The organism is Terrabacter sp. Soil810, from assembly GCF_001429645.1.
Lineage (GTDB): Bacteria > Actinomycetota > Actinomycetes > Actinomycetales > Dermatophilaceae > Terrabacter.
Genome location: NZ_LMSW01000011.1, coordinates 55,206 through 75,054 on the forward strand (window position 1 = coordinate 55,206; position 19,849 = coordinate 75,054).

The window sequence follows — 19,849 nt, forward strand, 5'->3', positions numbered from 1 at the left end:
GTCAGCGCCGGCCGGTCGTCGCCCACGAGGGCAGCGTCGTGCCGAGCGCCTCCAGCCGGTGTAGGAGCCCGCCGGGACGAGCCTGGCGTGGGCGCCGGGGGTTAGCCTGCGGGGATGAGTGAGAGCGACCACCACGCCCCGAGGCGGCCCGCCTTCTTCAGCGAGGCCGCCCTCGAGGCGCACGGTCCCGCCTACGACCCGACGGAGCAGATCCACGTCGCGCACGAGACGGCCCTCGCGCTCGTCCACGCCGGACGTGCGGCGTCCGACCCGGCCGTGACGCAGAAGCTCGTCGCGCTCGTCGACGACATCGGCCTGTCGACGCTCGCCGAGCTGTGGTCACAGCGCCCCGCCCGGTCGCTCCCGGGAGCGCTCTGGCGTCTTTACGTGCTGCGTGAGTGGGTGCAGCGGGCGCCTGAGGAGGCGAGCCGGGAGTATGCCGCCGGCATCCGTTTCACCGGCCCCAACCACGCCGTCGCCGGTGCGGCCGAGCCGCCGGGGCCCCAGGAGATGGGGCGGGTCATCGACGAGGTGCTGCGCGGTGTGTTCGAGGGCGACCTCGCCGTCGCCCTCGAGCGGGCCTCGGCGTTCTGCCGCGTCGTCTCGGCCGGCCGTGCCGACATCTCGTCGGGCGACGAGTCCGCCGAGCAGGCCGCCAACGTCCTCGTCATGGCCGAGGACCTCACCGTGTGCGCGCGCCTGTGGCGGGCCGACGCGCTGGACTGAGGCGGCTCGTAGTCGTCGGGGCTTGCGTCAGCGCGTCTTTGGTGATCCGTTCGGACGGCTTTATTCTTGGACGCGCGTCGGGTCGTGGTAGCCCCGGGTCCCAAATTCAGCCGCTACGAGCGGCCCAGTGCCGAGAGGCGCTCCCGACCCGACGCAACCTCGGTCGCCGTCACGTCACGGTCGTTCACGGCCCACCCCGATAGCACGCGCCACGCCCTCATCTCGTTTGGGGCTTCCCCCCACGGGCCCCGGGGTCGGCACCTAGATTGGACCCATGACGCCCGAGGAGGAGCGGTCCGGAGACCTGCTCGATGTCGCACTCGCCGACGAGATCGAGCTCGTGAGCGACCTCGTGGTGGCGGCGTCCTCCAGCCCGCGCCACTTCACGCCCGACGAGGTCGACGAGCTGCTCGGCATACCGGGTGAGGACCCCGGCGACCCAGCGGCCGGGCCCGCGGCAGCCGCCGACGCCTCCTCCCCTGAGATCCCCAGCACCGACGGCTCACGGGCCTCCGGGCCGTCGCTCGCCGACCCGGCCGAGTGACCCGTTCCCGTCCGCACGCCGAACCGGGTGCTGTGGGCGCCTTCCTGCACGCAGCTCCCGAGCCGCCCGGTCGGTCCGGCGTGAACGCCGGATTGACGCCGGGTTGCGCCGGAGTGACTCAGACGCCGTAGCATCTTCCCGGACCAGACCTCGATCGACCGGAGCGCCCCCGTGGGTTTTCGCCTCACACCCCAGGACACGAGCTTTTTCTCCCTCTTCACCTCCTCCGCCCAACTCCTCGTCGAGGCGACCCGGGAGCTGACCCGGTTCCTCGAGGTCGAACCCTCGAAGCGGCAGGCGGTGGCTGACCGGCTCAAGGACCTCGAGCACGCCGCCGACGACGCGACGCACGAGCTCATCAACAAGGTCAACAGCTCGTTCATCACGCCCTTCGACCGCGAGGACATCCACAACCTCGCCGCGTCGCTCGACGACTGCATGGACTACATCGAGGAGACCGCCGACCTCATCGTGCTCTACCGCATGGGCGAGATCCCCGAGGGTCTTGCCGAGCAGTTCGAGATCCTCGCCCGGATGGCCGAGGTGACCGCCGAGGCCATGCCGCGGCTGCGCTCGCTGAAGGACCTCAAGAGCTACTGGATCGAGATCAACCGTCTCGAGAACCAGGCCGACTCCCTCCACCGCAAGATGGTGGCCGCTCTCTTCAACAACTCGCCCGACCCGGTCAACGTGATCAAGGTCAAGGCCATCGTCGACGGCTTCGAGAACGCCGCCGACGCGTTCGAGAAGGTCGCCCACGTGGTCGAGGGCATCGCGGTCAAGGAGTCCTGACCCGCTGATGGACACAACCATCCCCGTCCTCGGGGTCGGTGCGGTCATCGCGCTGGCCATGGGCTTCAACTACACCAACGGCTTCCACGACGCGGCCAACGCGATCGCGACCTCGGTCTCGACCCGTGCCCTGACACCTCGCGTCGCGCTCGCCATGGCAGCCATCGCCAACCTCTTCGGGGCCTTCTTCGGCTCCAAGGTGGCCGCGACCATCGGCTCTGGCATCATCGAGCAGCCCGAGGGCGTCGACGGGCTCTGGCTCGTCGCCGCAGCCCTCATCGGCGCCATCGGCTGGAACCTGCTGACCTGGTGGTTCGGCCTGCCCTCGTCCTCGTCTCACGCCCTCATCGGCGGTCTCGCTGGCGCCGCGCTCGTGGCCGGCGTCGCCGTGAAGTGGGCCGTCATCTGGGAGAAGGTCATCATCCCGATGATCGCCTCACCACTCATCGGGCTCGTCGTCGGCTACCTCTTCATGACGGCCATCTTCTGGATCTTCCGCAACGCCAACCCGGGCCGGGTCACGCGCGGCTTCCGCCTGGCGCAGACCGCGTCCGCTGCCGCGATGGCCTTCGGCCACGGCCTTCAGGACGCCGCCAAGACCGCCGGTGTCGTGCTGCTCGCCCTCAACATCTCTGGCTACCACAACAGCACCACCGTCCCGATCTGGGTCCTCGTGCTCTCGGCCCTCGTGATCTCCGCGGGCACGTATGCCGGTGGGTGGCGCATCATGCGCACGCTGGGTCGGCGGATCATCGACCTCACGCCCCCGCAGGGCTTCGCGGCCGAGACCACGGCGGCGTCGATCCTCTACGTCGCCGGCCTCGCGCTCGGGGCCCCCATCTCGACGACGCACACGATCACCTCGGCGATCATGGGCGTCGGCGCGACCAAGCGGCTCTCGGCGGTGCGCTGGAGCGTGGCCGGCAACATCGTCGGCGCGTGGGTGCTCACCTTCCCCGGCGCCGGCCTCGTCGCCGTCGCCGCCTGGTACGTGACCGCCATCTTCCGCTGACCGCGCCACCGGCATACGACCAGTGCCCACCCGACCGTCGAGGTCGAGTGGGCACTGTCGTCCGTGGCCGCGGGCCGTCGGCCCGAGCGGCCTCGTGGCTCAGCCGAAGCGGCCGGAGATGTAGTCCTCGGTGGCCTGCTCGGTCGGGTTGTTGAAGATCCGCGTCGTGTCGTCGACCTCGACCAGCCGACCCGGCTCGCCGGTGGCCTTGAGGTTGAAGAAGGCCGTGCGGTCGGAGACGCGCGCCGCCTGCTGCATGTTGTGGGTGACGATCACGATCGTGAAGTCGTTCTTGAGCTCGTTGATGAGGTCCTCGATCGCCAGCGTCGAGATCGGGTCGAGCGCCGAGCACGGCTCGTCCATGAGCAGCACCTGCGGCTGCACGGCGATGGCCCGGGCGATGCAGAGCCGCTGCTGCTGGCCACCGGAGAGCCCGGCGCCCGGCTTGCTCAGGCGGTCCTTGACCTCGGTCCAGAGGTTCGCGCCCTTGAGCGACTGCTCGACGATGCCGTCGAGGGTCTTCTTGTTCTTGACGCCGTTGAGCCGCAGCCCGGCCGCGACGTTGTCGTAGATCGACATCGTCGGGAAGGGGTTGGGCCGCTGGAAGACCATGCCGACGGTGCGGCGCACGGTCACGGGGTCCATCGAGGCCGCGTAGAGGTCCTGGTCGTCGAGCATGACCTTGCCCTCGACGCGCCCGCCGGGGATCACCTCGTGCATCCGGTTGAGGGTGCGCAGGAAGGTCGACTTGCCGCAGCCCGACGGGCCGATGAAGGCCGTGACGGACCGGGGCTCGACCGTCATCGAGACACCTTCCACGGCCTTGAAGCCGCCGTAGTAGACGTTGAGGTCGCTGACGTCGATTCGCTTTGCCATCGTTCAGGTATCGCTTTCTCTTACTTCTTGACGGCGCCGAAGTGCGCAATGACGCGGCCGATGACGTTGAGGAGGAGCACGAGCAGGATCAGCGTGAGCGCCGCGCCCCACATCCGTTCGGCGGCGGTCGCGAGCGCGAAGTCGCCGCGGTCCTGGTTGATCATCATCGGCAGCGTCGGGAAGTTGCCGTTGAACAGGTCACGCTGGAAGTTCTTGGTGTACGGCGCGAGGATCAGCAGCGGCGCCGTCTCACCCATGACGCGGGCGATGCCGAGGAGCACGCCGGTCACGATGCCCGAGAACGCGGTGCGCAGGACGATCTTGACGACGGTCGCCCACTTCGGCACCCCGAGCGCGTACGAGGCCTCGCGCAGCTCGTTGGGCACGAGCTTGAGCATCTCCTCCGTCGAACGGACGATGACGGGGATCATGAGCAGCACGAGGGCGAGGGCCGCCGCGAACCCCGAGCGGCTGAAGCCGAAGGCCGTCACCCAGATCGCGTAGATGAACAGCGCGGCGACGATGGACGGGACGCCCGAGAGGATGTCGACGGTGAAGCTGATCACCCGGGCCAGGTGCCCGCGGCCGTACTCGACGAGGTAGACGGCGGTGAGGATGCCGATGGGCACCGCGATGAGCGCGGTGATGCCGACCATCTGCAGCGTGCCCTCGATGGCGTGACGAGCGCCGCCACCGAAGTCGTCGGAGTTGACGTTGCGCTGGTTGCCGGTCCACCAGGTCGACGTCGTGAGCATGTGGAAGCCCTTGCCGATCACGGTGCCGAGGATCCACACGAGCGGCACGACGGCGAGGAAGAAGGCGGCCCACATGACGACGCGGGCCACGACGTCCTTGACCGCGCGAGCCCGGTGGGGGTTGCTCATCTCGGACAGCGCGTCGCGACCCGATCGGCCACCGGGCGGTGTCGAGGTGTCCCCGGAGGCGACCTGGTCGTCGGGGACGCGGTCGTCGGGGAGGCGGCGGTCGGTGGCGGTGCTCATTCGGTGAAGGCCTTCCTGCGCTCGATGACCACGCGGGCGATGCTGTTGACGACGAAGGTCAGCACGAACAGGACGAGGCCGGCCGCGATGTAGGCGCCGGTCTTGTTGGGGTTGCTGAACTCCGAGGCGTTGTTCGCGATCTTCGAGGCGAAGGTCTCACCGCCGTTGAAGAGCGACCAGGACCACGGGTTGCCGTCGGCGAGGGCCGAGACGAGGAACGTGACGGCGATGGTCTCGCCGAGCGCCCGGCCGAGGGCGAGCATCGAGGCGGAGATGACGCCGGGTCGCCCGAAGGGCAGGACGGACGTGCGGATCATCTCCCACTGGGTCGCGCCCAGCGCCAGCGCGCCCTCCTTGTGCGCGGTCGGCGTCTGGTCGAAGACCTCACGCGAGAGTGCGGTGACGATCGGCAGGACCATGATGGCCAGGACGACGCCGATGAAGCAGATGGTCCCGCCGCTGATGCCCGTGGGGGCGAAGAGCGGGAACCAGCCGAGCTTGTCCTCGATGAACGACTGCACCGGCTTGAACACGGGCGCGAAGGCGATCAGGCCCCAGAGGCCGTAGACGATCGAGGGGACGGCCGCGAGGAGGTCGACGAGGCTCGCGGCCGGGCGGCGCATCCAGGTGGGGGCGTACTGGGTGAGGAAGAGGGCCACGGCCACGCCGACCGGCACCGAGAGCAGCATGGCGATGGCCGACGCGGTCACGGTCGTCCACAGGAACTCGAGGATGCCGAAGGCGGGCTGCTCGCCGCCGGGTGCCCACACCCGGCTGGTGAAGAAGTTCGCCGAGTTGTCCATCAGTGCGGGCACGGCCTGCACGATGAGGAAGATGGCGATCAGGGTCACGAGGACGATGACGAAGACACCCGAGACCGTGGCGGCGCCACCGAAGAGCCGGTCGCCGACGCGCCCCGTGGACGCGTGGTCCGCCTGCAAGGGTCTGCGCCCGTCGGGCCCGGGAGTCTGGTCCGCGGCGGACACACCCGTCACTGTCGACACGTGGAGGCCTCTTCCTTCGATGTGCGTCGTACTGGCGCAGGGGCGGACGCCGGGTTCGGCGCCCACCCCTGCGTGGACGACCCTGCCGGATCGCTCCGGCCGGGTCAGGTGGTCAGGAGATCGCGTCGACCGCGGCCTGGACCTTGGTCGCGACCTCGGTCGGGAGCGGGGCGTAGCCCTTGGCCTCGAGGCCCTTCTGGACCTCGTCCGAGGCGAAGGTCTTGAGGAAGCTCTTGACCTTCTTGCCCGTCTCGGCGTCGGCGTACTTCGAGCAGACGATCTCGTAGGTCACGAGGACGATCGGGTAGGCCCCGGCCTCCTTGGTGGCGTAGTCGATCTTGAGCGCGAGGTTGTTGCCGGAGCCGGTCTGCTTGGCCGTGGCGATCGTCTTGCCGGCCGACTCGGCGGTCAGCTCGACGGGGCCGGAGCCGGTGTCGATCTGGGCCATCGCCAGCTGGTTCTGCTGGGCGTAGGAGAGCTCGACGTACGTGATGCCGCCGTCCTGGCCCTTTGTCGCGGTGGCGACGCCGGCCGACTTCTCCTTGCCCTCGCCCTTGCCGGTCCACTTCTTGCCGGTCTCGTAGGACCAGGCGTCGGGAGCGGCGGCCTTGAGGTACTTCGTGAAGTTCTCGGTCGTGCCCGACTCGTCGGAGCGGAAGAAGACCTTGATCGGCGTGGCGGGAAGCGTGACGCCCTTGTTGAGCGCGGCGATGGCCGGGTCGTTCCAGGTGGTGATCTTGCCGTCGAAGATCTTCGCGGCCACCTCGGCGTTCAGCACGAGCTTGTCGACCCCCTTGACGTTGTAGGCGATCGCGATGGGGCCGGTCACCATGGGCAGGTTCCAGGCCTCGGTGCCGCAGGCCGCCTTGGCGTCGTCGGCCTCGATCTTGCCGTCCTTGGGCTCGGTCTTGAGGGCCGAGTCGGAGCCGGCGAAGTCGACCTGCTTGGCGATGAACTGCTTGATGCCGGCGCCGGAGCCGGTGGGCTGGTAGTCGATGTTGGCGTCGGCGCAGGCCGTCTGGTACGCCTTGATGGCCTCATCGATGGCGTTCTTCTGGGCCGAGGAGCCCTCGGCCTTGAGGTCGCCGCTGAAGCAGTCACCGGCGGCGGTGGAACCAGCAGCGGTCGAGCCGGCGCCGGGAGCGGCGCCGTTGTTCTCGGACGCGCAGGCCGACAGCGCCAGAGCGCCGGACAGGGCGATGGCGCCGAGAGCGCTGATACGCGAAACAGACACGAGTGTGATCCCTCTCGATGGGGTGTACCTGGTGGTCGTTCGGCAGATCCGAGCGACGTTGCTGGACGTTGATCCACGGCGAACATAGGTGCGCAGGATGACGAGTCGTCCACGTGCGGTTAACGCAGGGTGAACGAGGGGCGACGTCTTGGGGTGCGGCGCCGGCTCGGGATGCGGCGCGGCCCGGACCGGCCGACGATGAAGGATTGGGGAGCCTCGCAGACCCCGTCCGGTCTCAGGTGTCGATGCGCTCGACGTCGACGACGCGCGCGTCCTCGCCACGTCCGACGAGGTGGCAGACGAGCACCTCGCCCTTGTGCATGTCCTCGTCGGCCGCGCCCTGCAGGGCGTCCGCGACGCCGCCGCGTTCCGGCGAGTGGTCCACCCGGGTGTGGAGCAGGCCGAGCAGGGTCGGCAGCACGGGACCGTGGCTGCAGAGGGCGGCCGGGTCGCCGCGCTCGAGCAGCCGCTGCACCTGGGCGACCGCACCGACGGGGCTCTCGGCGAACCCCTCCTCCGACAGCACGTCACGGGTGCGCAGTCGCAGGCCCTGCCCAGTGGCATACGGCTCGACGGTGGAGACGCAGCGGGCCGAGGAGGAGGAGACGACGCGGGTCACGCCGTAGGACCCGAGCACGGCGGCGACGCTGGCCGCCTGCGCGCGCCCCACGGCATCGAGCGGCCGTCGCCGGTCGTCGCCCTCCCACTTGCCGCGCGGGGTCGCCTTGGCATGGCGCACGAACGCGAGCGGCCACGTGCGCAGCTCGTCGGCACGCTCGGCGCGGACGAGGGCGAGCAGCTGCTCGCGGTCGCGGGCGTAGTGGAGGCGGTCGTGGGCGGTACGGACGTCGACCCACGCCACCTCGTCGATCTCGTGCTCGAGCACACCGGTGCCGCCCGTGACGCGTGCGGTCCAGTAGTGCACCTGCTTCGTGGCAGGGCCGCCCGTGGAGTCGAGCACGGGGTACTCCGCCGACGGCAGGGGCACCCCGAGGCGCACGACGAGCCCGGTCTCCTCCAGCGTCTCGCGGGCGGCGGCGACGCACGGGTGCTCACCGGGGTCGAGCTTGCCCTTGGCCCAGGACCAGTCGTCGTACTTCGGCCGGTGCACGAGGGCGACCTCGAGACGTCCGTCGCGACGCCGCCAGGGCAGCGTGCCGGCGGCGGGGATCACTGAGGCCACGCGCGCCAGTCTGCCTGATGCGGCGCCACGAGGCGCCCCGACCGGCCCAACCTGCCCGTATGCCGGTCAGCCGAGCAGGTCGTCGAGGTCGCCGAAGCGCGGCGCGCGAGCACGCGGGCGGCGCATCATGGAACGATGAGCGACGACGACGACTTTCTCACGTGGGTGAAGACCGAGCTGTACGACGCCGAACTGGCCCTGCACAACGGTGACGCCGGGCCCCGACGGGCGCTGTGGTCGCGCCGTGAGCCCGTGAGCGTGCTCGGGGCCTGGCGCAGCGCGCAGGGGCAGCGTGAGCTCGACGAGCTGTTCGCGTCCCTCGGCAGGTCGTTCTCCGACTGCACGTCGTACGCGTTCGAGCTGCTGGCACATGACGTGGCGGGCGACATGGCCTACACCGCAGGCCTCGAGCACACGTCGGCCTCCGTCGACGGTCGGCCACGGACGTACACCTTGCGAGCGACACAGGTGTACCGACGCGAGCACGGCCAGTGGCGGGTAGCCCATCGCCACGGTGACACCGTGACCGACTGAGTGCCGTGCCCGTTCTGACCGCAGCCGCGCGCGACGGCCGTCGAGTCGCCGAGCAGTGAGCCTCAGCGGCGGCGGGCCTTGCGGCGTCGCCGGTCGTGGCGCTCGATGAGCTTCTCCTGCAGGTCGTCGAGAGGCTCGCCGGCCTCGGACAGGTGGTGGCGCACCCAGCGACCGTCGGAGCCGAGGTCCCAGCGGGAGGTGGTCTCGGCGAAGGCGAGGTCGATGAGGTCGGCGAGCTCGACGAGGTGCCCGGGCTCGACGATGCGCACGAGGGCCTCGACCCGGCGGTCGAGGTTGCGGTGCATCATGTCCGCGCTGCCGATGTAGACCTGCGGGTCGCCGCCGTGGTCGAACCAGAAGACGCGCGAGTGCTCGAGGAAGCGGCCGAGGATCGAGCGCACGCGGATGTTCTCGGACAGGCCCTCGACGCCGGGGCGCAAGGCGCAGATGCCGCGCACCCAGATGTCGACCTGGACCCCGGCGATGCTCGCCCGGTAGAGCGCGTCGATGAGCGCCTCGTCCACGATGGAGTTGGCCTTGATGACGATCCGCCCGGCCGGGGCGTCCTTGTGCCGCGACTCGTGGATGTCGATCTCCTCGTCGACGAGGTCGATGAGGCCCGACCGCACCGACCTCGGGGCGACGAGGAGGCGCTTGAACCTGCTGCGGGGCGCGAAGCCGGACAGGAGGTTGAAGAGGCGAGAGAGGTCCTCGCCGACCTGCGGGTCGGTCGTGAAGAGGCCGAAGTCCTCGTAGACGCGAGCCGTCTTCGGGTTGTAGTTGCCGGTGCCGATGTGGCAGTAGCGCACGAGCCCCTCGGACTCCTGGCGCACGACGAGGCACAGCTTGGCGTGCGTCTTGAGGCCGACGACGCCGTAGACGACGTGGACGCCGGCCTGCTCGAGCTGTCGGGCCCAGGAGATGTTGTTGACCTCGTCGAAGCGGGCCTTGATCTCCACGACGGCGAGGACCTGCTTGCCGGCCTCGGCGGCGTCGATGAGGGCGTCGATGATCGGCGAGTCGCCGGAGGTGCGGTAGAGCGTCTGCTTGATCGCGAGGACCTTCGGGTCGTTCGCGGCCTGCTCGATGAAGGCCTGCACCGACGTGGAGAACGAGTTGTAGGGGTGCTGGACGAGCACGTCCTTCTGCCGAACGGCCGTGAGCAGGTCGATGGCCTTGGCGCTCTCGGTCGGAGCGAAGTCCGGGTGCGTGCGCGGGAAGAACTTGGGGAACTCGAGGTCGCTGCGGTCGACGTCGGCGACGGTGAACAGGCCACGCAGGTCGAGCGGGGTCGGCAGCCGGTAGATCTCGCGGTCGCTGATCTGCAGCTCGCGGGCGAGCATGTCGAGGACCTTGGGGTCCATGTCGTCCTCGACCTCGAGGCGGATCGGCGGCCCGAACCGGCGGCGGGTCAGCTCCTTCTCGAGCGCGGTGAGGAGGTTCTCGGCGTCGTCCTCCTCCACCTCGAGGTCCTCGTTGCGGGTCACGCGGAAGCTGAAGTGCTCCTGCACGAGCATCCCGGGGAAGAGCTGGTCGAGGTGGCTCGCGATGACGTCCTCGAGCGGCACGAAGCGCTTGCGCTCGACCTCGGCGTCGATGTCCTCCTCGACGAGGATGAAGCGCGGCAGGCTCGGTGGCACCTTGACGCGGGCGAAGTGCTCGCTGCCCGTCTTGGGGTTCTGGAGCAGCACCGCGAGGTTGAGCGACAGGCCGGAGATGTAGGGGAACGGGTGCGCCGGGTCGACGGCGAGCGGCGTCAGTACCGGGAAGACCCGGTCCGCGAAGAAGTAGTGGAGCGGCTCCCGGTCGTCCTCGTCGAGGTCGTCCCAGCGGACGATGGTGATGCCCTGGTCCTCGAGCGAGGGCCGCACGTCGTGCTGGAAGACGCCGGCGTGCTGCTGCATCAGCTCGTGCGCGAGCCGGGCGATGCGCTCGATCAGCTCACGTGGCTCGAGCCCTGCGGCGGTGCGCACGGCGAGGCCGGTCGCGATGCGCCGCTTGAGGCCGGCGACGCGCACCATGAAGTACTCGTCGAGGTTGTTGGCGAAGATCGCGAGGAAGCGGGTGCGCTCGAGCAGGGGCACCGCAGGGTCCATGGCCAGCTGGAGCACCCGCTCGTTGAACTGCAGCCAGGACAGCTCGCGCTCGAGGTAGCGGTCGGCCGGCAGGTCGTCCTCGTCGTCGCTCGGCCCCGCGGCCCCGACGAACCGCCCGTTGGGTGCCCGCGCGGGGATGCGCCGGGTGGGCACCGTGCTCGTGAAGGAGCTGACCTCGGCGGCCTCGCTCGCGGCCTCCTCCGAGCTCATGTCGCGGACCTCCGTCGAGGCGGCGTCCTGCTCGTCGAGGTCGGTGGTGGTGAGACTGCCGGTGCTCATGTGCCCATCGTGGCACCGAAAGGCGACTCGGGGGTGAACTCGTCTCAGCCGACAGCGGGCGAGGACCGGGCGAACTGCCGGTGCACCTCGACGTCCTCGAAGCCGAGGGCGGCGTAGGTGCGCACGGCCGCGACGTTGTCCTCGTCGACGTACAGCACGACGCGGTCGAGGCCGAGCGAGCGCAGGTGGTCGAGGCCCAGCACCGTGACCGCGCGCCCCAGGCCCTGCCCCTGCCGGTCGGGTGCGACCGCCACGACGTAGACCTCGCCCACCTCACCGCCCGGCGGGTCGACCTTCGTCCAGTGCGAGGCGGCCAGCACGTCCGGGTCGGCGGCCTCGACGACGAGGATGAGGCCTGCCGGGTCCCACCACGGCTCCGCCATCCGCTGGTCGAGGTCGGCCCGCCGCAGCGACCCCTGCTCGGGGTGGTGTGCGAACGCCGCGGCGTTGAGCGCCAGCCACGCGTCCTCGTCACGTCCGGGCTCGAAGGAGCGGACGGCATACCTCGGGTCGAGCGACGCGGGCGGCCAGGCGGGTCCGTCGCGGAGCGAGCGGCCCATGACGTGGAGCGAACGCACGGGCACGAGCCCGAGGGCGGCGGCGAAGGAGGCGGCCGCGGACGCGTTCGCCCCGGAGCCGTGGCTCCACAGCCGCACGTCACCGGGCAGCGCGGCTGCGAGGGAGCGGCCGATGCCGCGCCGCCTCACGTCCGGTGCGACGACGAGCTCGGCCGACGGGGGCTCGCCGTCGGGCCCGACGCGCCACTGGGCGTAACCGACGACCCCGCCCGCCTCGTCGAGCGCGAGGACGTGATCGACGCCGTCGACGTCGCGCGAGGCGGTCGACAGCCGGAACTGCTCCGACAGCGGGGGAGAGCCGTCGCGCCGGGTGACCTCCTCCGCAAGGGTGAGGACGGCCGTGGCCTCCTGGGTGGTCAGCGGGTGCTGCTCGTCGCGCACGGCGAGGGTCGGCGGCATACGGCGATTCCACCACAGGGGGCACACGGACTCGCGACCGTCACCACTCTTTTACCGGACAACACCCATTTGGCACTCAGCCACGGCTAGCCTCCGCAGTGGATGCCACGAGCTCCGATCACCACCGATGACCAAGGGGAAAGACATGTCCCGTTCCACCCGCCGCTTCGCCGGAGTCGCCGTCGCCGGACTCTGCGCCGCGGCCGCGCTCGCAGCGCCTGCCGTTGCCGACAACGGCAACCAGAAGAGCGACCCGCAAGGCCCGCTGGTCGACATCCAGCTCCTGTCGTTCAACGACTTCCACGGCAACCTCGAGGCGCCGTCCGGGTCGAGCGGGCGCATCGTCGTCGGCCACGCGCCGGACGCCAACGACGTCGACAAGGACCTCAACAAGGCCGAGCCCGTGGACGTCACGGTCGACGCCGGCGGTGTCGAGTACCTCGCGTCCCACCTCGCCGAGGCCCGCCAGGGCCACCGCAACACGCTCACCGTCGCCGCGGGTGACATCGTGGGCGCCTCGCCGCTGCTGTCCGCGGCCTTCCACGACGAGCCCACGATCCTCGCGATGAACAAGCTCGGCCTCAACGTCACCTCCGTCGGCAACCACGAGTTCGACGAGGGTTACAGGGAGATCCAGCGCCTCGCCCACGGCGGCTGCATCGACGACGGCGACGGCCAGAACAACCAGAACTCCTGCCCGACCGGCTCCTTCCCCGGTGCGAGCTTCGACATCCTCGCCGCGAACGTCATCGAGAAGGCCAGCGGCAACACGATCCTGCCCGCCTACTCGATCAAGAACGTCAACGGCGCCAAGATCGGCTTCATCGGCATGACCCTCAAGGACACGCCCAACATCGTCACCGCCTCCGGCGTGGCCGGGCTGGAGTTCACCGACGAGGTGAAGACCGCCAACGCGCTCGTGCCGGTGCTTCACGCGCAGGGCGTCAAGGCCATCGTCGTGCTGATCCACCAGGGCGGGACCCCGAGCTCTGAGCCGTGGACGAGCCCCGTCGACCAGAAGACCTACCAGGCCAACCCGACCTATGACTACACGTGCCAGGGCGGCGGCAGCCTGAAGAGCGACTCGGCGATCCTGCCGATCGCAGCGGGACTCGACCCCGAGATCGACATGATCGTCTCGGGTCACACCCACCAGCCCTACGTGTGTGACGTCAAGGACCCCGCCGACAACGACCGGCTCGTGACCTCGGCGTCGTCGTTCGGCCGGCTCTTCACGGAGACCAACCTCCAGTTCGACAGGCGCACCCAGGACATCGTGCGGAGCTCGGTCGAGGGCACGAACATGATCGTCACGCGCGACACGAAGGACCCCGCGCAGACGGCGCTCATCAACCAGTACAAGGAGCTCGTCCGCCCCATCGCCTCCAAGGTGATCGGCCACATCACGCAGGACGTCCTCAAGGGCGGCGCCGGGGCCAACGCAGGGGGTGAGTCGCAGCTCGGTGACCTCATCGCCGACGCCCAGCTCGCCGACCCGTCGGTCGTCACCGGCGGCGACAAGCCGGTCATCGCCTTCATGAACCCGGGCGGCATCCGTGCGGACCTCACCTACGCCACCTCCCCGTACGGCGAGGCGCCCGGTGACGTCACCTACGACGAGGCGTTCACGGTCCAGCCGTTCAACAACTACCTCGTGTCGATGACGCTGACCGGTGAGCAGATCAAGGCGATCCTGGGGCAGCAGTGGACCGGCAGCAACGCCGGCTCCAACAAGAAGATCCTCCAGGTCTCGAAGGGCTTCTCCTACAGCTACTCCGGCACGACCCTCGGTGCCGTGACGCTGAACGGCAGCCCCCTCGTCGACAGCCAGTCCTACCGCATCGTGACGAACAACTTCCTGCAGGGCGGTGGCGACGGCTTCCCGACCTTCACGAAGGGCACCAACGTCTACTACGGCGGTCTCGACATCGACGCGTTCGCCAACTACCTCACGTCCTTCAACCCCACCGGCTACACGCCGGGTCCGCTGACCCGGATCTCCGGCAGCTGACCGAGGACCGACCCGGCACCACCACGAGGTATGCCGTCCAGCTCACCGAGCCGGACGGCATACCTCTGTGTGCCGTGGCTCGGGCGAGTGGGTCAGGCGTCGGCCGGCTGGGCCTCGGCCCGGTCGGGCACGAGACGGTAGCCCACGTTGCGGACCGTGCCGATGAGGGCCTCGTGGTCGGGCCCGAGCTTGGCGCGGAGGCGACGCACGTGCACGTCGACGGTGCGCGTGCCGCCGTAGTAGTCGTAGCCCCAGACCTCCTGGAGCAGCTGGGCGCGGGTGAAGACGCGCCCCGGGTGCTGCGCGAGGTACTTGATGAGCTCGAACTCCTTGTAGGTCAGGTCGAGCGGGCTGCCACGGAACTTCGCGGAGTAGGAGGCCTCGTCGATGACGAGCTCGCCCGAGGTGATCGGCAGGTCGAGGTCGGCGTCGTCGTCCTGGCCCTTCGTCATGGCGAGGCGCAGGCGCGCGTCGACCTCGGCGGGGCCGGCGGAGTCGAGCAGCACGTCGTCGAGGCCCCACTCGGCCGTGAGACCAGCAAGGCCGCCCTCGGTGAGGACGGCCAGCAGGGGGGTGCCGATCCCGGTCGTGCGCAGCACCCTGCAGAGGGAGCGTGCGCTCGCCAGCTCCCGTCGCGCATCGATGATGACGACGTCGCAGTCGGGTGAGTCGACGAGGGCCGTGGCCTCGGCGGGCAGGATCCGCACCGTGTGGCTGAGCAGCCCGAGGGCAGGCAGCACCTCGGCGCTGGGAGCCAGCGCGTTGGTGAGCAGCAGCAGTCGGGCCATCTCATGCAGGATAGGCGAGACTGGTCACCAACGGACGAGACCGCATCAACGATGAGACGGAGTGAGATGGCCCCGAGTGGACCCGAGCCGCGCACGGCCGAACCGGTCGGTGGAGCGGTTCCTGCGACCCCGGTCGCCGCCGCCTCCGCCGCGACGGTGACGGTGCGCTACTGGGCTGCGGCGCGTGCCGCCGCCGGGACCGACAGCGAGGTGCGGACCGGCGCGACCGTCGGGGAGGTCGTCGGCGCGGCCGTCGCCGCCCACCCCGACCTCGCGCGGGTCGCGCGGGTCGCGACCTTCCTGCTCGACGGCCGCAAGGTAGGTCGCGACGCACCCGTCGTCGACGGCGGGACCGTCGAGGTGCTGCCGCCCTTCGCCGGCGGGTGATGCACAATGGCCCCCGTGCCTGAGGACGACGCGGCCCTCCGCGAGCCCGGTCCCGACGCCTCCGTGGCCGCCGGGTCGCTCCGCCTACCGCTGTCGCCCGCGGGTGCCGACCGCATCCGGTGGGTCAGCATCGCAGCGACCCTCGTCGCCGCGGTGGTGCTCCTCGTCGCACAGGGGACCGGGTATGCCGCCACGCTGGGCGTGACCCTCGCGCTCGCTCTCGCGGTGGCCTGGGGATGGCCTCTGCTCACCGGGTCCTGGACCCCGACGGCGACGACCGTCGTGCTCGCCGTCGCGTCCGTGGCGATCGTGCTCAGTGCCCTGCGCCAGGACCTGCTCTGGGTCCCGGCAGCAGTCGCGTTCGGCATCCTGCTCGCCTTCTCCGGCCAGCTCGTCCGGCGCACCGGCCGCGAGGGGCTCGTCCTGACGCTGCTCTCGTCGTTCGGCGGCCTCGTCGTCATCGCCTCCGGCACGACGGCGGTCGTCGCGGCCAACAGCGACAAGGGCCGGGCGGTCGCCGTCGTCGCCATGGCAGCGGTCGGGGCGGCCGTCGTCACCGACCTGCTCGCCGGCGTCCGGGGCGCCTCGCCGTTCCTCGGGTTCGTGGCCCTCGCGGCCGCGGTGCTCGCCGCTGTCGCCGTCGCGACCCGCGGCACGCAGGTCGGCGCGCTCGAGGCACTCGGGATCGGTGCTGCCGTCGGCACGGTGTCGTGGTCGTTCCGCCGGGTGCTCGCGCTGCAGCCGGCCATGCTGACGGTCCGGGGACAGGTCGGCGCGGGGGCCGGGTCGGTGCTCGTCGTCGGTGCCGTCGTGCACCTCTTCTCCGTCCTCACCTGACTCCCCACCTCCCCAACCGTCGAGAGGCCACGTTCCGCCGCCTCCCACCGTCGAGAGGCCAGAAGCTCGGGTCAGTAGACGAGGGCCTGCGCACCCGGGGCCATGACCTCCTCGACGAAGACGGCCGCGCCCTTGATCACCGCACCGTCGACCAGCTGGTCCTGCGTCAGGTCGCGCCGGGCCGCACACTGCGTGCAGACGGTGAGCCGGCCACCCTCGATCACCGCGTCACGCAGCGAGACGAGCGGGGCGGCATACGGCAGCTCGAAATCCTCCGCCCGCCCGGGGACGGCCATCCACGTCGACTCGCCGGTGAGCCAGAGCGAGACGTCGACGCCGCTCGCGACGGCCGTGGCGGCGACCGTGAAGGCCTGCGAGAGGCGCTCCGGCGCCTCGGTGCCGGCGGTGACCTTGACGACGAGCGAGCGTGCGGGGGAGTCCATGGGATCAGGCTACGATCGGGCGCATGTTCAACCTCGACCAGGACATCCCCGAGCCGCTGCGACCCCTCGCCTGGCTCATCGGACGCTGGGAGGGCGCCGGCGTCGTCGGCTACCCGACGATCGAGTCGGCGCACTTCGGCCAGGAGGTCGAGGTCACCCACGACGGGCGAGGCTTCCTCAAGTGGGAGAGCCGCGCCTGGATCCTGGACTCCGAGAACGGCGCCAAGGTGCGCCCCGCGGCCGTCGAGTCCGGCTTCTGGCGCCCGCTCGAGAACGGTGAGGTCGAGCTGCTCCTCGCGCACCCCACCGGCATCCTCGAGCTCTACTACGGCAAGATCGAGCCGGCCAAGATCCAGCTCAAGACCGACGGCGTCCTGCGCGCCCCCGGGGCGAAGGAGTACAACGCCGCGACGCGGATGTACGGCCTCGTCGAGTCCAACCTCCTCTGGGTCATGGACATGGCCGCCGTCGGCCAGGAGCTCCAGAGCCACGTGTCGGCCACCCTCAAGCGCGTCGAGTGACCAACGGAATGAGGCGTGTGCCGTGAGCGTTCCAACCAGCATGAGCGACGTGGAGCTGCCCACCCGACCGGCGACGACGAGTCCGCTGCTGTCGCGCCCCGGCGCCGTGGCGGGCGAGGGGCTCGAGGCCGGCGTCGCCCTCCACCACGGCGACCCGATGCGCGAGCAGCGCCTCCTGGAGGAGGGCCTCGCGGTCGTCGACCTCTCGCACCGCGACGTCGTCACCGTCACGGGCCCCGACCGGCTCAGCTGGCTGCACTCGCTGACCACCCAGCACCTCCTCGGCCTGGAGCCGCGCCAGTCGCGCGAGGCCCTCATCCTCAGCCCCAAGGGCCACGTCGAGCACTCCCTGCACGTCGTCGACGACGGCGAGACGACATGGATCACGACCGAGCCCGGTGCCGGCCCGGCCCTCGTCGAGTGGCTCGACCGGATGCGCTTCATGCTGCGCGTCGAGGTCTCGCTCGTCACCGACGACTGGGCCGTGCTCGGCGAGCCGCACGACAGCGAGTCCGTCGAGGGCGAGCCCCTCGCCTGGCGCGACCCGTGGCCCGACCTCGTCGGCGACACGACGGCATACGGCCCGGTCGACGACCACCCCGGCACCGAGCGGTCCTGGCGAGAGGTCATCGTCCCGCGATCGGATCTCGTTGCGGCCGTGGGGGATCGGCCTCTAGCCGGTCTGTGGGCCGCCGAGGCCCTCCGGATCGCTGCCTGGCGTCCGCGTCTCGGCCTCGAGACCGACCACCGCACCATCGTCCACGAGCTCGACTGGCTGCGCACCGCGGTGCACCTGCACAAGGGCTGCTACCGCGGCCAGGAGACGGTGGCCCGCGTCCACAACCTCGGTCGCCCTCCGCGCCGGCTCGTCTTCCTCCACCTCGACGGCTCGGGTCACGTCCTGCCGGCGCAGGGGAGCGAGGTCCGGGCGGGCGACCGCGTCATCGGGCGCGTCACCTCGGTCGGGCGCCACCACGTCGACGGACCCATCGCCCTCGCGGTCATCAAGCGCAACACCGACCCGACCCTCGAGCTGCTCGTCGACGACCTCTCGGCCGCGCAGACGACGATCGTCGCCCCCTGACCGACGCGGCTGCAGCCGCTGGCAGGATGTGCGGCATGAGCACCGCACGCACCGCAGCGAGCACCCTGATCACCGTCGCGCCCACGGGCGCCGAGACCGCCAAGTCGGACGTCGCGGCCCTGCCCACGACGCCGGATGAGCTCGTCGAGACCGCCGTCGCCTGTGAGCGCGCGGGCGCCGCGTTGATCCACATCCACGTGCGCGACCGCGAGCACCAGCCGACGCTCGAGCCGGGCTTCCTCAAGGAGGCCGTCGACGGCGTGCGCGAGGCCACCGACCTCGTCGTCCAGCTCTCGACCGGCGGCTCCATCACCGACCCCCTCGAGAAGCGCCTCACCGTCCTCGACGCCGACCCCGACTCGTGCTCGCTGACGTGCGGCACGACCAACTTCGGCGACGGCGTGTTCCTCAACCCGTGGGGCTTCATGGTCGACCTCTACCGGCAGGCCCAGGAGCGGGAGGTCGTGCCGGAGTTCGAGCTCTTCGAGCTCGGTCACGTGCACGCGCTGCGCCGGCTCATCGACGAGTGCGGACTGCCCTACGGCGGCAAGGTCCACGTCGACTTCGTCACCGGGGTGCCGGGCTCGATGCCGGGCACGCCGCAGGCGCTGCTCGCCGGCGTCGCGATGCTCCCGCCCGAGGTGACGAGCTGGTCGGCCACCGGCATCGGCCGCGCGCACCTGCCGATCGTCGCCGCGGCCCTCTCGGCCGGCGGGCACCTCCGCGTCGGCATGGAGGACAACCTCATGTACGCCAAGGGTCGTCCCGTCGCGCACAACAGCGAGCTCGTGGCCCGGGCCGCCGAGATCGCCACGGTCATGCAGCGCCCGCCGATGACGACGACCGAGGCGCGAGAGGCCCTGTCGATCAAGGACCGTCGCACCCGCTGACACGCTCCTGCGCGGGGAAGAGTGCCCTCTCGACCCATCGGGTCGGGAGGGCACTCGTGCGTGCCGGGAGCCGGTGTGGGGCGTCTCACGCTGTCCAGAGTTTGCATTCTGCTTGCTGTAGTTAGCACAATGGAGGCATGAGCAAGCTTCCGCTACCCGACCTCGGGGCCTACTTGCGCGAGCAGCGCGAGAGCGCCCAGCTGTCGCTGCGGCAGCTCGCCGAGATGGCCGGGGTCTCCAATCCCTACCTGTCGCAGATCGAGCGCGGGCTCAAGCGCCCGAGCGCCGAGATCCTGCAGCAGATCGCCAAGGGGCTGCAGGTCTCGGCCGAGTCGCTCTACGTCCGGGCCGGCATCCTCGACGAGCGGGTCGCCGACGGCGACCCTGCCGCCGTGCCCGACGTCCTCTCCGCGGTCGCGCTCGACCCGGTCCTGACCGACCGGCAGCGCGCGGTGCTTGTCGACATCTACCTGTCGTTCGTCGGTGAGGACGAGACGACACCCGAGACCACGCCGCGGCCACCGCGCACCCCGCGCACCCCGCGTACCCCGGCGGCAGCACCGCGCCGGCGCCCGTCGCGCAGCACGTCCGCTGCCGCGACCCCCGAGCTCAACGAGAAGGAGAACTGAG

General features: G+C 70.6%; 21 protein-coding genes. 12 read left to right on the forward strand and 9 right to left on the reverse strand.

Annotation, left to right across the window (positions count from 1 at the left end; all coding sequences use genetic code 11):
- Positions 1-114 precede the first annotated feature (114 nt).
- From ASG96_RS06120 to ASG96_RS06135, 4 genes are all read left to right on the forward strand, one after another.
- Positions 115-726 carry a hypothetical protein gene (locus tag ASG96_RS06120; RefSeq protein WP_056752170.1) on the forward strand — a complete coding sequence of 204 codons (612 nt, stop codon included), beginning with the start codon at positions 115-117 and terminating at the stop codon, positions 724-726.
- Between the two features lie 274 nt (positions 727-1,000).
- Positions 1,001-1,270, forward strand: coding sequence for a hypothetical protein (locus ASG96_RS06125; protein ID WP_157610697.1), 270 nt, complete (start codon positions 1,001-1,003; stop codon positions 1,268-1,270).
- Positions 1,271-1,441: 171 nt separating this feature from the next.
- Entirely contained in the window at positions 1,442-2,062 is a 621-nt protein-coding gene (locus ASG96_RS06130) for a DUF47 domain-containing protein (RefSeq protein ID WP_056752173.1), read from the forward strand.
- A 7-nt stretch (positions 2,063-2,069) separates the two neighbouring features.
- Complete coding sequence (locus tag ASG96_RS06135; RefSeq protein ID WP_056752176.1) at positions 2,070-3,074, forward strand: inorganic phosphate transporter; 1,005 nt, start codon at positions 2,070-2,072, stop codon at positions 3,072-3,074.
- Between the two features lie 99 nt (positions 3,075-3,173).
- Here the strand turns inward: ASG96_RS06135 and pstB are convergent, their stop codons facing one another.
- The 5 genes from pstB to ASG96_RS06160 form a co-directional block, all read right to left on the reverse strand.
- A complete protein-coding gene (gene pstB / locus ASG96_RS06140) occupies positions 3,174-3,950 on the reverse strand; it encodes a phosphate ABC transporter ATP-binding protein PstB (protein ID WP_056752180.1) in 777 nt (258 codons plus the stop codon).
- A 20-nt stretch (positions 3,951-3,970) separates the two neighbouring features.
- The gene (gene pstA / locus ASG96_RS06145) at positions 3,971-4,951 is read right to left on the reverse strand and encodes a phosphate ABC transporter permease PstA (protein WP_056752183.1); all 981 of its coding nucleotides are present in this window, start codon (positions 4,949-4,951) and stop codon (positions 3,971-3,973) included.
- Positions 4,948-5,937, reverse strand: a complete 990-nt coding sequence (gene pstC / locus ASG96_RS06150) for a phosphate ABC transporter permease subunit PstC (protein ID WP_369793559.1) — start codon at positions 5,935-5,937, stop codon at positions 4,948-4,950. Before pstC ends, pstA begins: the two co-directional genes overlap by 4 nt.
- 130 nt (positions 5,938-6,067) lie before the next feature.
- Complete coding sequence (gene pstS / locus ASG96_RS06155) at positions 6,068-7,189, reverse strand: phosphate ABC transporter substrate-binding protein PstS (protein WP_056752189.1); 1,122 nt, start codon at positions 7,187-7,189, stop codon at positions 6,068-6,070.
- Between the two features lie 235 nt (positions 7,190-7,424).
- A complete protein-coding gene (locus ASG96_RS06160) occupies positions 7,425-8,372 on the reverse strand; it encodes an NUDIX hydrolase (protein WP_057587345.1) in 948 nt (315 codons plus the stop codon).
- A 135-nt stretch (positions 8,373-8,507) separates the two neighbouring features.
- Between ASG96_RS06160 and ASG96_RS06165 the strand changes: the two genes are divergently transcribed.
- On the forward strand, positions 8,508-8,906 hold the full coding sequence (locus ASG96_RS06165) for a nuclear transport factor 2 family protein (protein WP_056752194.1): 399 nt from the start codon (positions 8,508-8,510) through the stop codon (positions 8,904-8,906).
- A 62-nt stretch (positions 8,907-8,968) separates the two neighbouring features.
- Here ASG96_RS06165 and ASG96_RS06170 read toward each other — a convergent pair whose 3' ends face one another.
- Together ASG96_RS06170 and mshD are read right to left on the reverse strand one after the other, a co-directional pair.
- The gene (locus ASG96_RS06170) at positions 8,969-11,281 is read right to left on the reverse strand and encodes an RNA degradosome polyphosphate kinase (RefSeq protein WP_057587348.1); all 2,313 of its coding nucleotides are present in this window, start codon (positions 11,279-11,281) and stop codon (positions 8,969-8,971) included.
- A 44-nt stretch (positions 11,282-11,325) separates the two neighbouring features.
- The gene (gene mshD, locus ASG96_RS06175) at positions 11,326-12,258 is read right to left on the reverse strand and encodes a mycothiol synthase (protein ID WP_057587349.1); all 933 of its coding nucleotides are present in this window, start codon (positions 12,256-12,258) and stop codon (positions 11,326-11,328) included.
- 145 nt (positions 12,259-12,403) lie between these two features.
- On the opposite strand from mshD, the gene ASG96_RS06180 reads away from it, so the two are divergent.
- Positions 12,404-14,269 (forward strand): bifunctional UDP-sugar hydrolase/5'-nucleotidase, encoded by a 1,866-nt coding sequence (locus ASG96_RS06180; protein WP_057587351.1) that lies wholly within the window; start codon positions 12,404-12,406, stop codon positions 14,267-14,269.
- A 92-nt stretch (positions 14,270-14,361) separates the two neighbouring features.
- Here the strand turns inward: ASG96_RS06180 and ASG96_RS06185 are convergent, their stop codons facing one another.
- Positions 14,362-15,057 carry a response regulator transcription factor gene (locus ASG96_RS06185; RefSeq protein WP_056752208.1) on the reverse strand — a complete coding sequence of 232 codons (696 nt, stop codon included), beginning with the start codon at positions 15,055-15,057 and terminating at the stop codon, positions 14,362-14,364.
- A gap of 66 nt (positions 15,058-15,123) precedes the next feature.
- On the opposite strand from ASG96_RS06185, the gene ASG96_RS06190 reads away from it, so the two are divergent.
- Together ASG96_RS06190 and ASG96_RS06195 are read left to right on the forward strand one after the other, a co-directional pair.
- Positions 15,124-15,444 carry a MoaD/ThiS family protein gene (locus ASG96_RS06190; protein ID WP_082591662.1) on the forward strand — a complete coding sequence of 107 codons (321 nt, stop codon included), beginning with the start codon at positions 15,124-15,126 and terminating at the stop codon, positions 15,442-15,444.
- Positions 15,445-15,450: 6 nt separating this feature from the next.
- The gene (locus tag ASG96_RS06195; RefSeq protein WP_057587353.1) at positions 15,451-16,281 is read left to right on the forward strand and encodes a hypothetical protein; all 831 of its coding nucleotides are present in this window, start codon (positions 15,451-15,453) and stop codon (positions 16,279-16,281) included.
- Positions 16,282-16,352: 71 nt separating this feature from the next.
- On the opposite strand, the gene ASG96_RS06200 is transcribed toward ASG96_RS06195, so the two are convergent.
- On the reverse strand, positions 16,353-16,724 hold the full coding sequence (locus ASG96_RS06200) for a DsrE family protein (RefSeq protein WP_057587356.1): 372 nt from the start codon (positions 16,722-16,724) through the stop codon (positions 16,353-16,355).
- Positions 16,725-16,747: 23 nt separating this feature from the next.
- Between ASG96_RS06200 and ASG96_RS06205 the strand changes: the two genes are divergently transcribed.
- The 4 genes from ASG96_RS06205 (at position 16,748) to ASG96_RS06220 (ending at position 19,848) form a co-directional block, all read left to right on the forward strand.
- Entirely contained in the window at positions 16,748-17,245 is a 498-nt protein-coding gene (locus ASG96_RS06205) for an FABP family protein (RefSeq protein WP_030199640.1), read from the forward strand.
- Between the two features lie 40 nt (positions 17,246-17,285).
- Positions 17,286-18,329: a folate-binding protein YgfZ gene (locus tag ASG96_RS06210; RefSeq protein WP_056752217.1), complete on the forward strand. Its 1,044-nt coding sequence runs from the start codon at positions 17,286-17,288 to the stop codon at positions 18,327-18,329.
- A 35-nt stretch (positions 18,330-18,364) separates the two neighbouring features.
- Positions 18,365-19,219 carry a 3-keto-5-aminohexanoate cleavage protein gene (locus ASG96_RS06215; RefSeq protein WP_057587358.1) on the forward strand — a complete coding sequence of 285 codons (855 nt, stop codon included), beginning with the start codon at positions 18,365-18,367 and terminating at the stop codon, positions 19,217-19,219.
- A gap of 137 nt (positions 19,220-19,356) precedes the next feature.
- Complete coding sequence (locus tag ASG96_RS06220) at positions 19,357-19,848, forward strand: helix-turn-helix domain-containing protein (RefSeq protein ID WP_056752224.1); 492 nt, start codon at positions 19,357-19,359, stop codon at positions 19,846-19,848.
- Position 19,849: the final 1 nt, after the last annotated feature.

Excerpts from the sequence above, each read along its gene's own strand:
- ASG96_RS06120 (WP_056752170.1), top strand. The coding sequence starts at position 115 with ATGAGTGAGAGCGACCACCACGCCCCGAGGCGGCCCGCCTTCTTCAGC.
- ASG96_RS06125 (WP_157610697.1), top strand. The coding sequence starts at position 1,001 with ATGACGCCCGAGGAGGAGCGGTCCGGAGACCTGCTCGATGTCGCACTC.
- ASG96_RS06135 (WP_056752176.1), top strand. The coding sequence starts at position 2,070 with ATGGACACAACCATCCCCGTCCTCGGGGTCGGTGCGGTCATCGCGCTG.
- pstB (WP_056752180.1), bottom strand. The coding sequence starts at position 3,950 with ATGGCAAAGCGAATCGACGTCAGCGACCTCAACGTCTACTACGGCGGC.
- pstA (WP_056752183.1), bottom strand. The coding sequence starts at position 4,951 with ATGAGCACCGCCACCGACCGCCGCCTCCCCGACGACCGCGTCCCCGAC.
- ASG96_RS06165 (WP_056752194.1), top strand. The coding sequence starts at position 8,508 with ATGAGCGACGACGACGACTTTCTCACGTGGGTGAAGACCGAGCTGTAC.
- ASG96_RS06170 (WP_057587348.1), bottom strand. The coding sequence starts at position 11,281 with ATGAGCACCGGCAGTCTCACCACCACCGACCTCGACGAGCAGGACGCC.
- mshD (WP_057587349.1), bottom strand. The coding sequence starts at position 12,258 with ATGCCGCCGACCCTCGCCGTGCGCGACGAGCAGCACCCGCTGACCACC.
- ASG96_RS06180 (WP_057587351.1), top strand. The coding sequence starts at position 12,404 with ATGTCCCGTTCCACCCGCCGCTTCGCCGGAGTCGCCGTCGCCGGACTC.
- ASG96_RS06185 (WP_056752208.1), bottom strand. The coding sequence starts at position 15,057 with ATGGCCCGACTGCTGCTGCTCACCAACGCGCTGGCTCCCAGCGCCGAG.
- ASG96_RS06190 (WP_082591662.1), top strand. The coding sequence starts at position 15,124 with ATGGCCCCGAGTGGACCCGAGCCGCGCACGGCCGAACCGGTCGGTGGA.
- ASG96_RS06195 (WP_057587353.1), top strand. The coding sequence starts at position 15,451 with ATGGCCCCCGTGCCTGAGGACGACGCGGCCCTCCGCGAGCCCGGTCCC.
- ASG96_RS06200 (WP_057587356.1), bottom strand. The coding sequence starts at position 16,724 with ATGGACTCCCCCGCACGCTCGCTCGTCGTCAAGGTCACCGCCGGCACC.
- ASG96_RS06205 (WP_030199640.1), top strand. The coding sequence starts at position 16,748 with ATGTTCAACCTCGACCAGGACATCCCCGAGCCGCTGCGACCCCTCGCC.
- ASG96_RS06210 (WP_056752217.1), top strand. The coding sequence starts at position 17,286 with ATGAGCGACGTGGAGCTGCCCACCCGACCGGCGACGACGAGTCCGCTG.
- ASG96_RS06215 (WP_057587358.1), top strand. The coding sequence starts at position 18,365 with ATGAGCACCGCACGCACCGCAGCGAGCACCCTGATCACCGTCGCGCCC.
- ASG96_RS06220 (WP_056752224.1), top strand. The coding sequence starts at position 19,357 with ATGAGCAAGCTTCCGCTACCCGACCTCGGGGCCTACTTGCGCGAGCAG.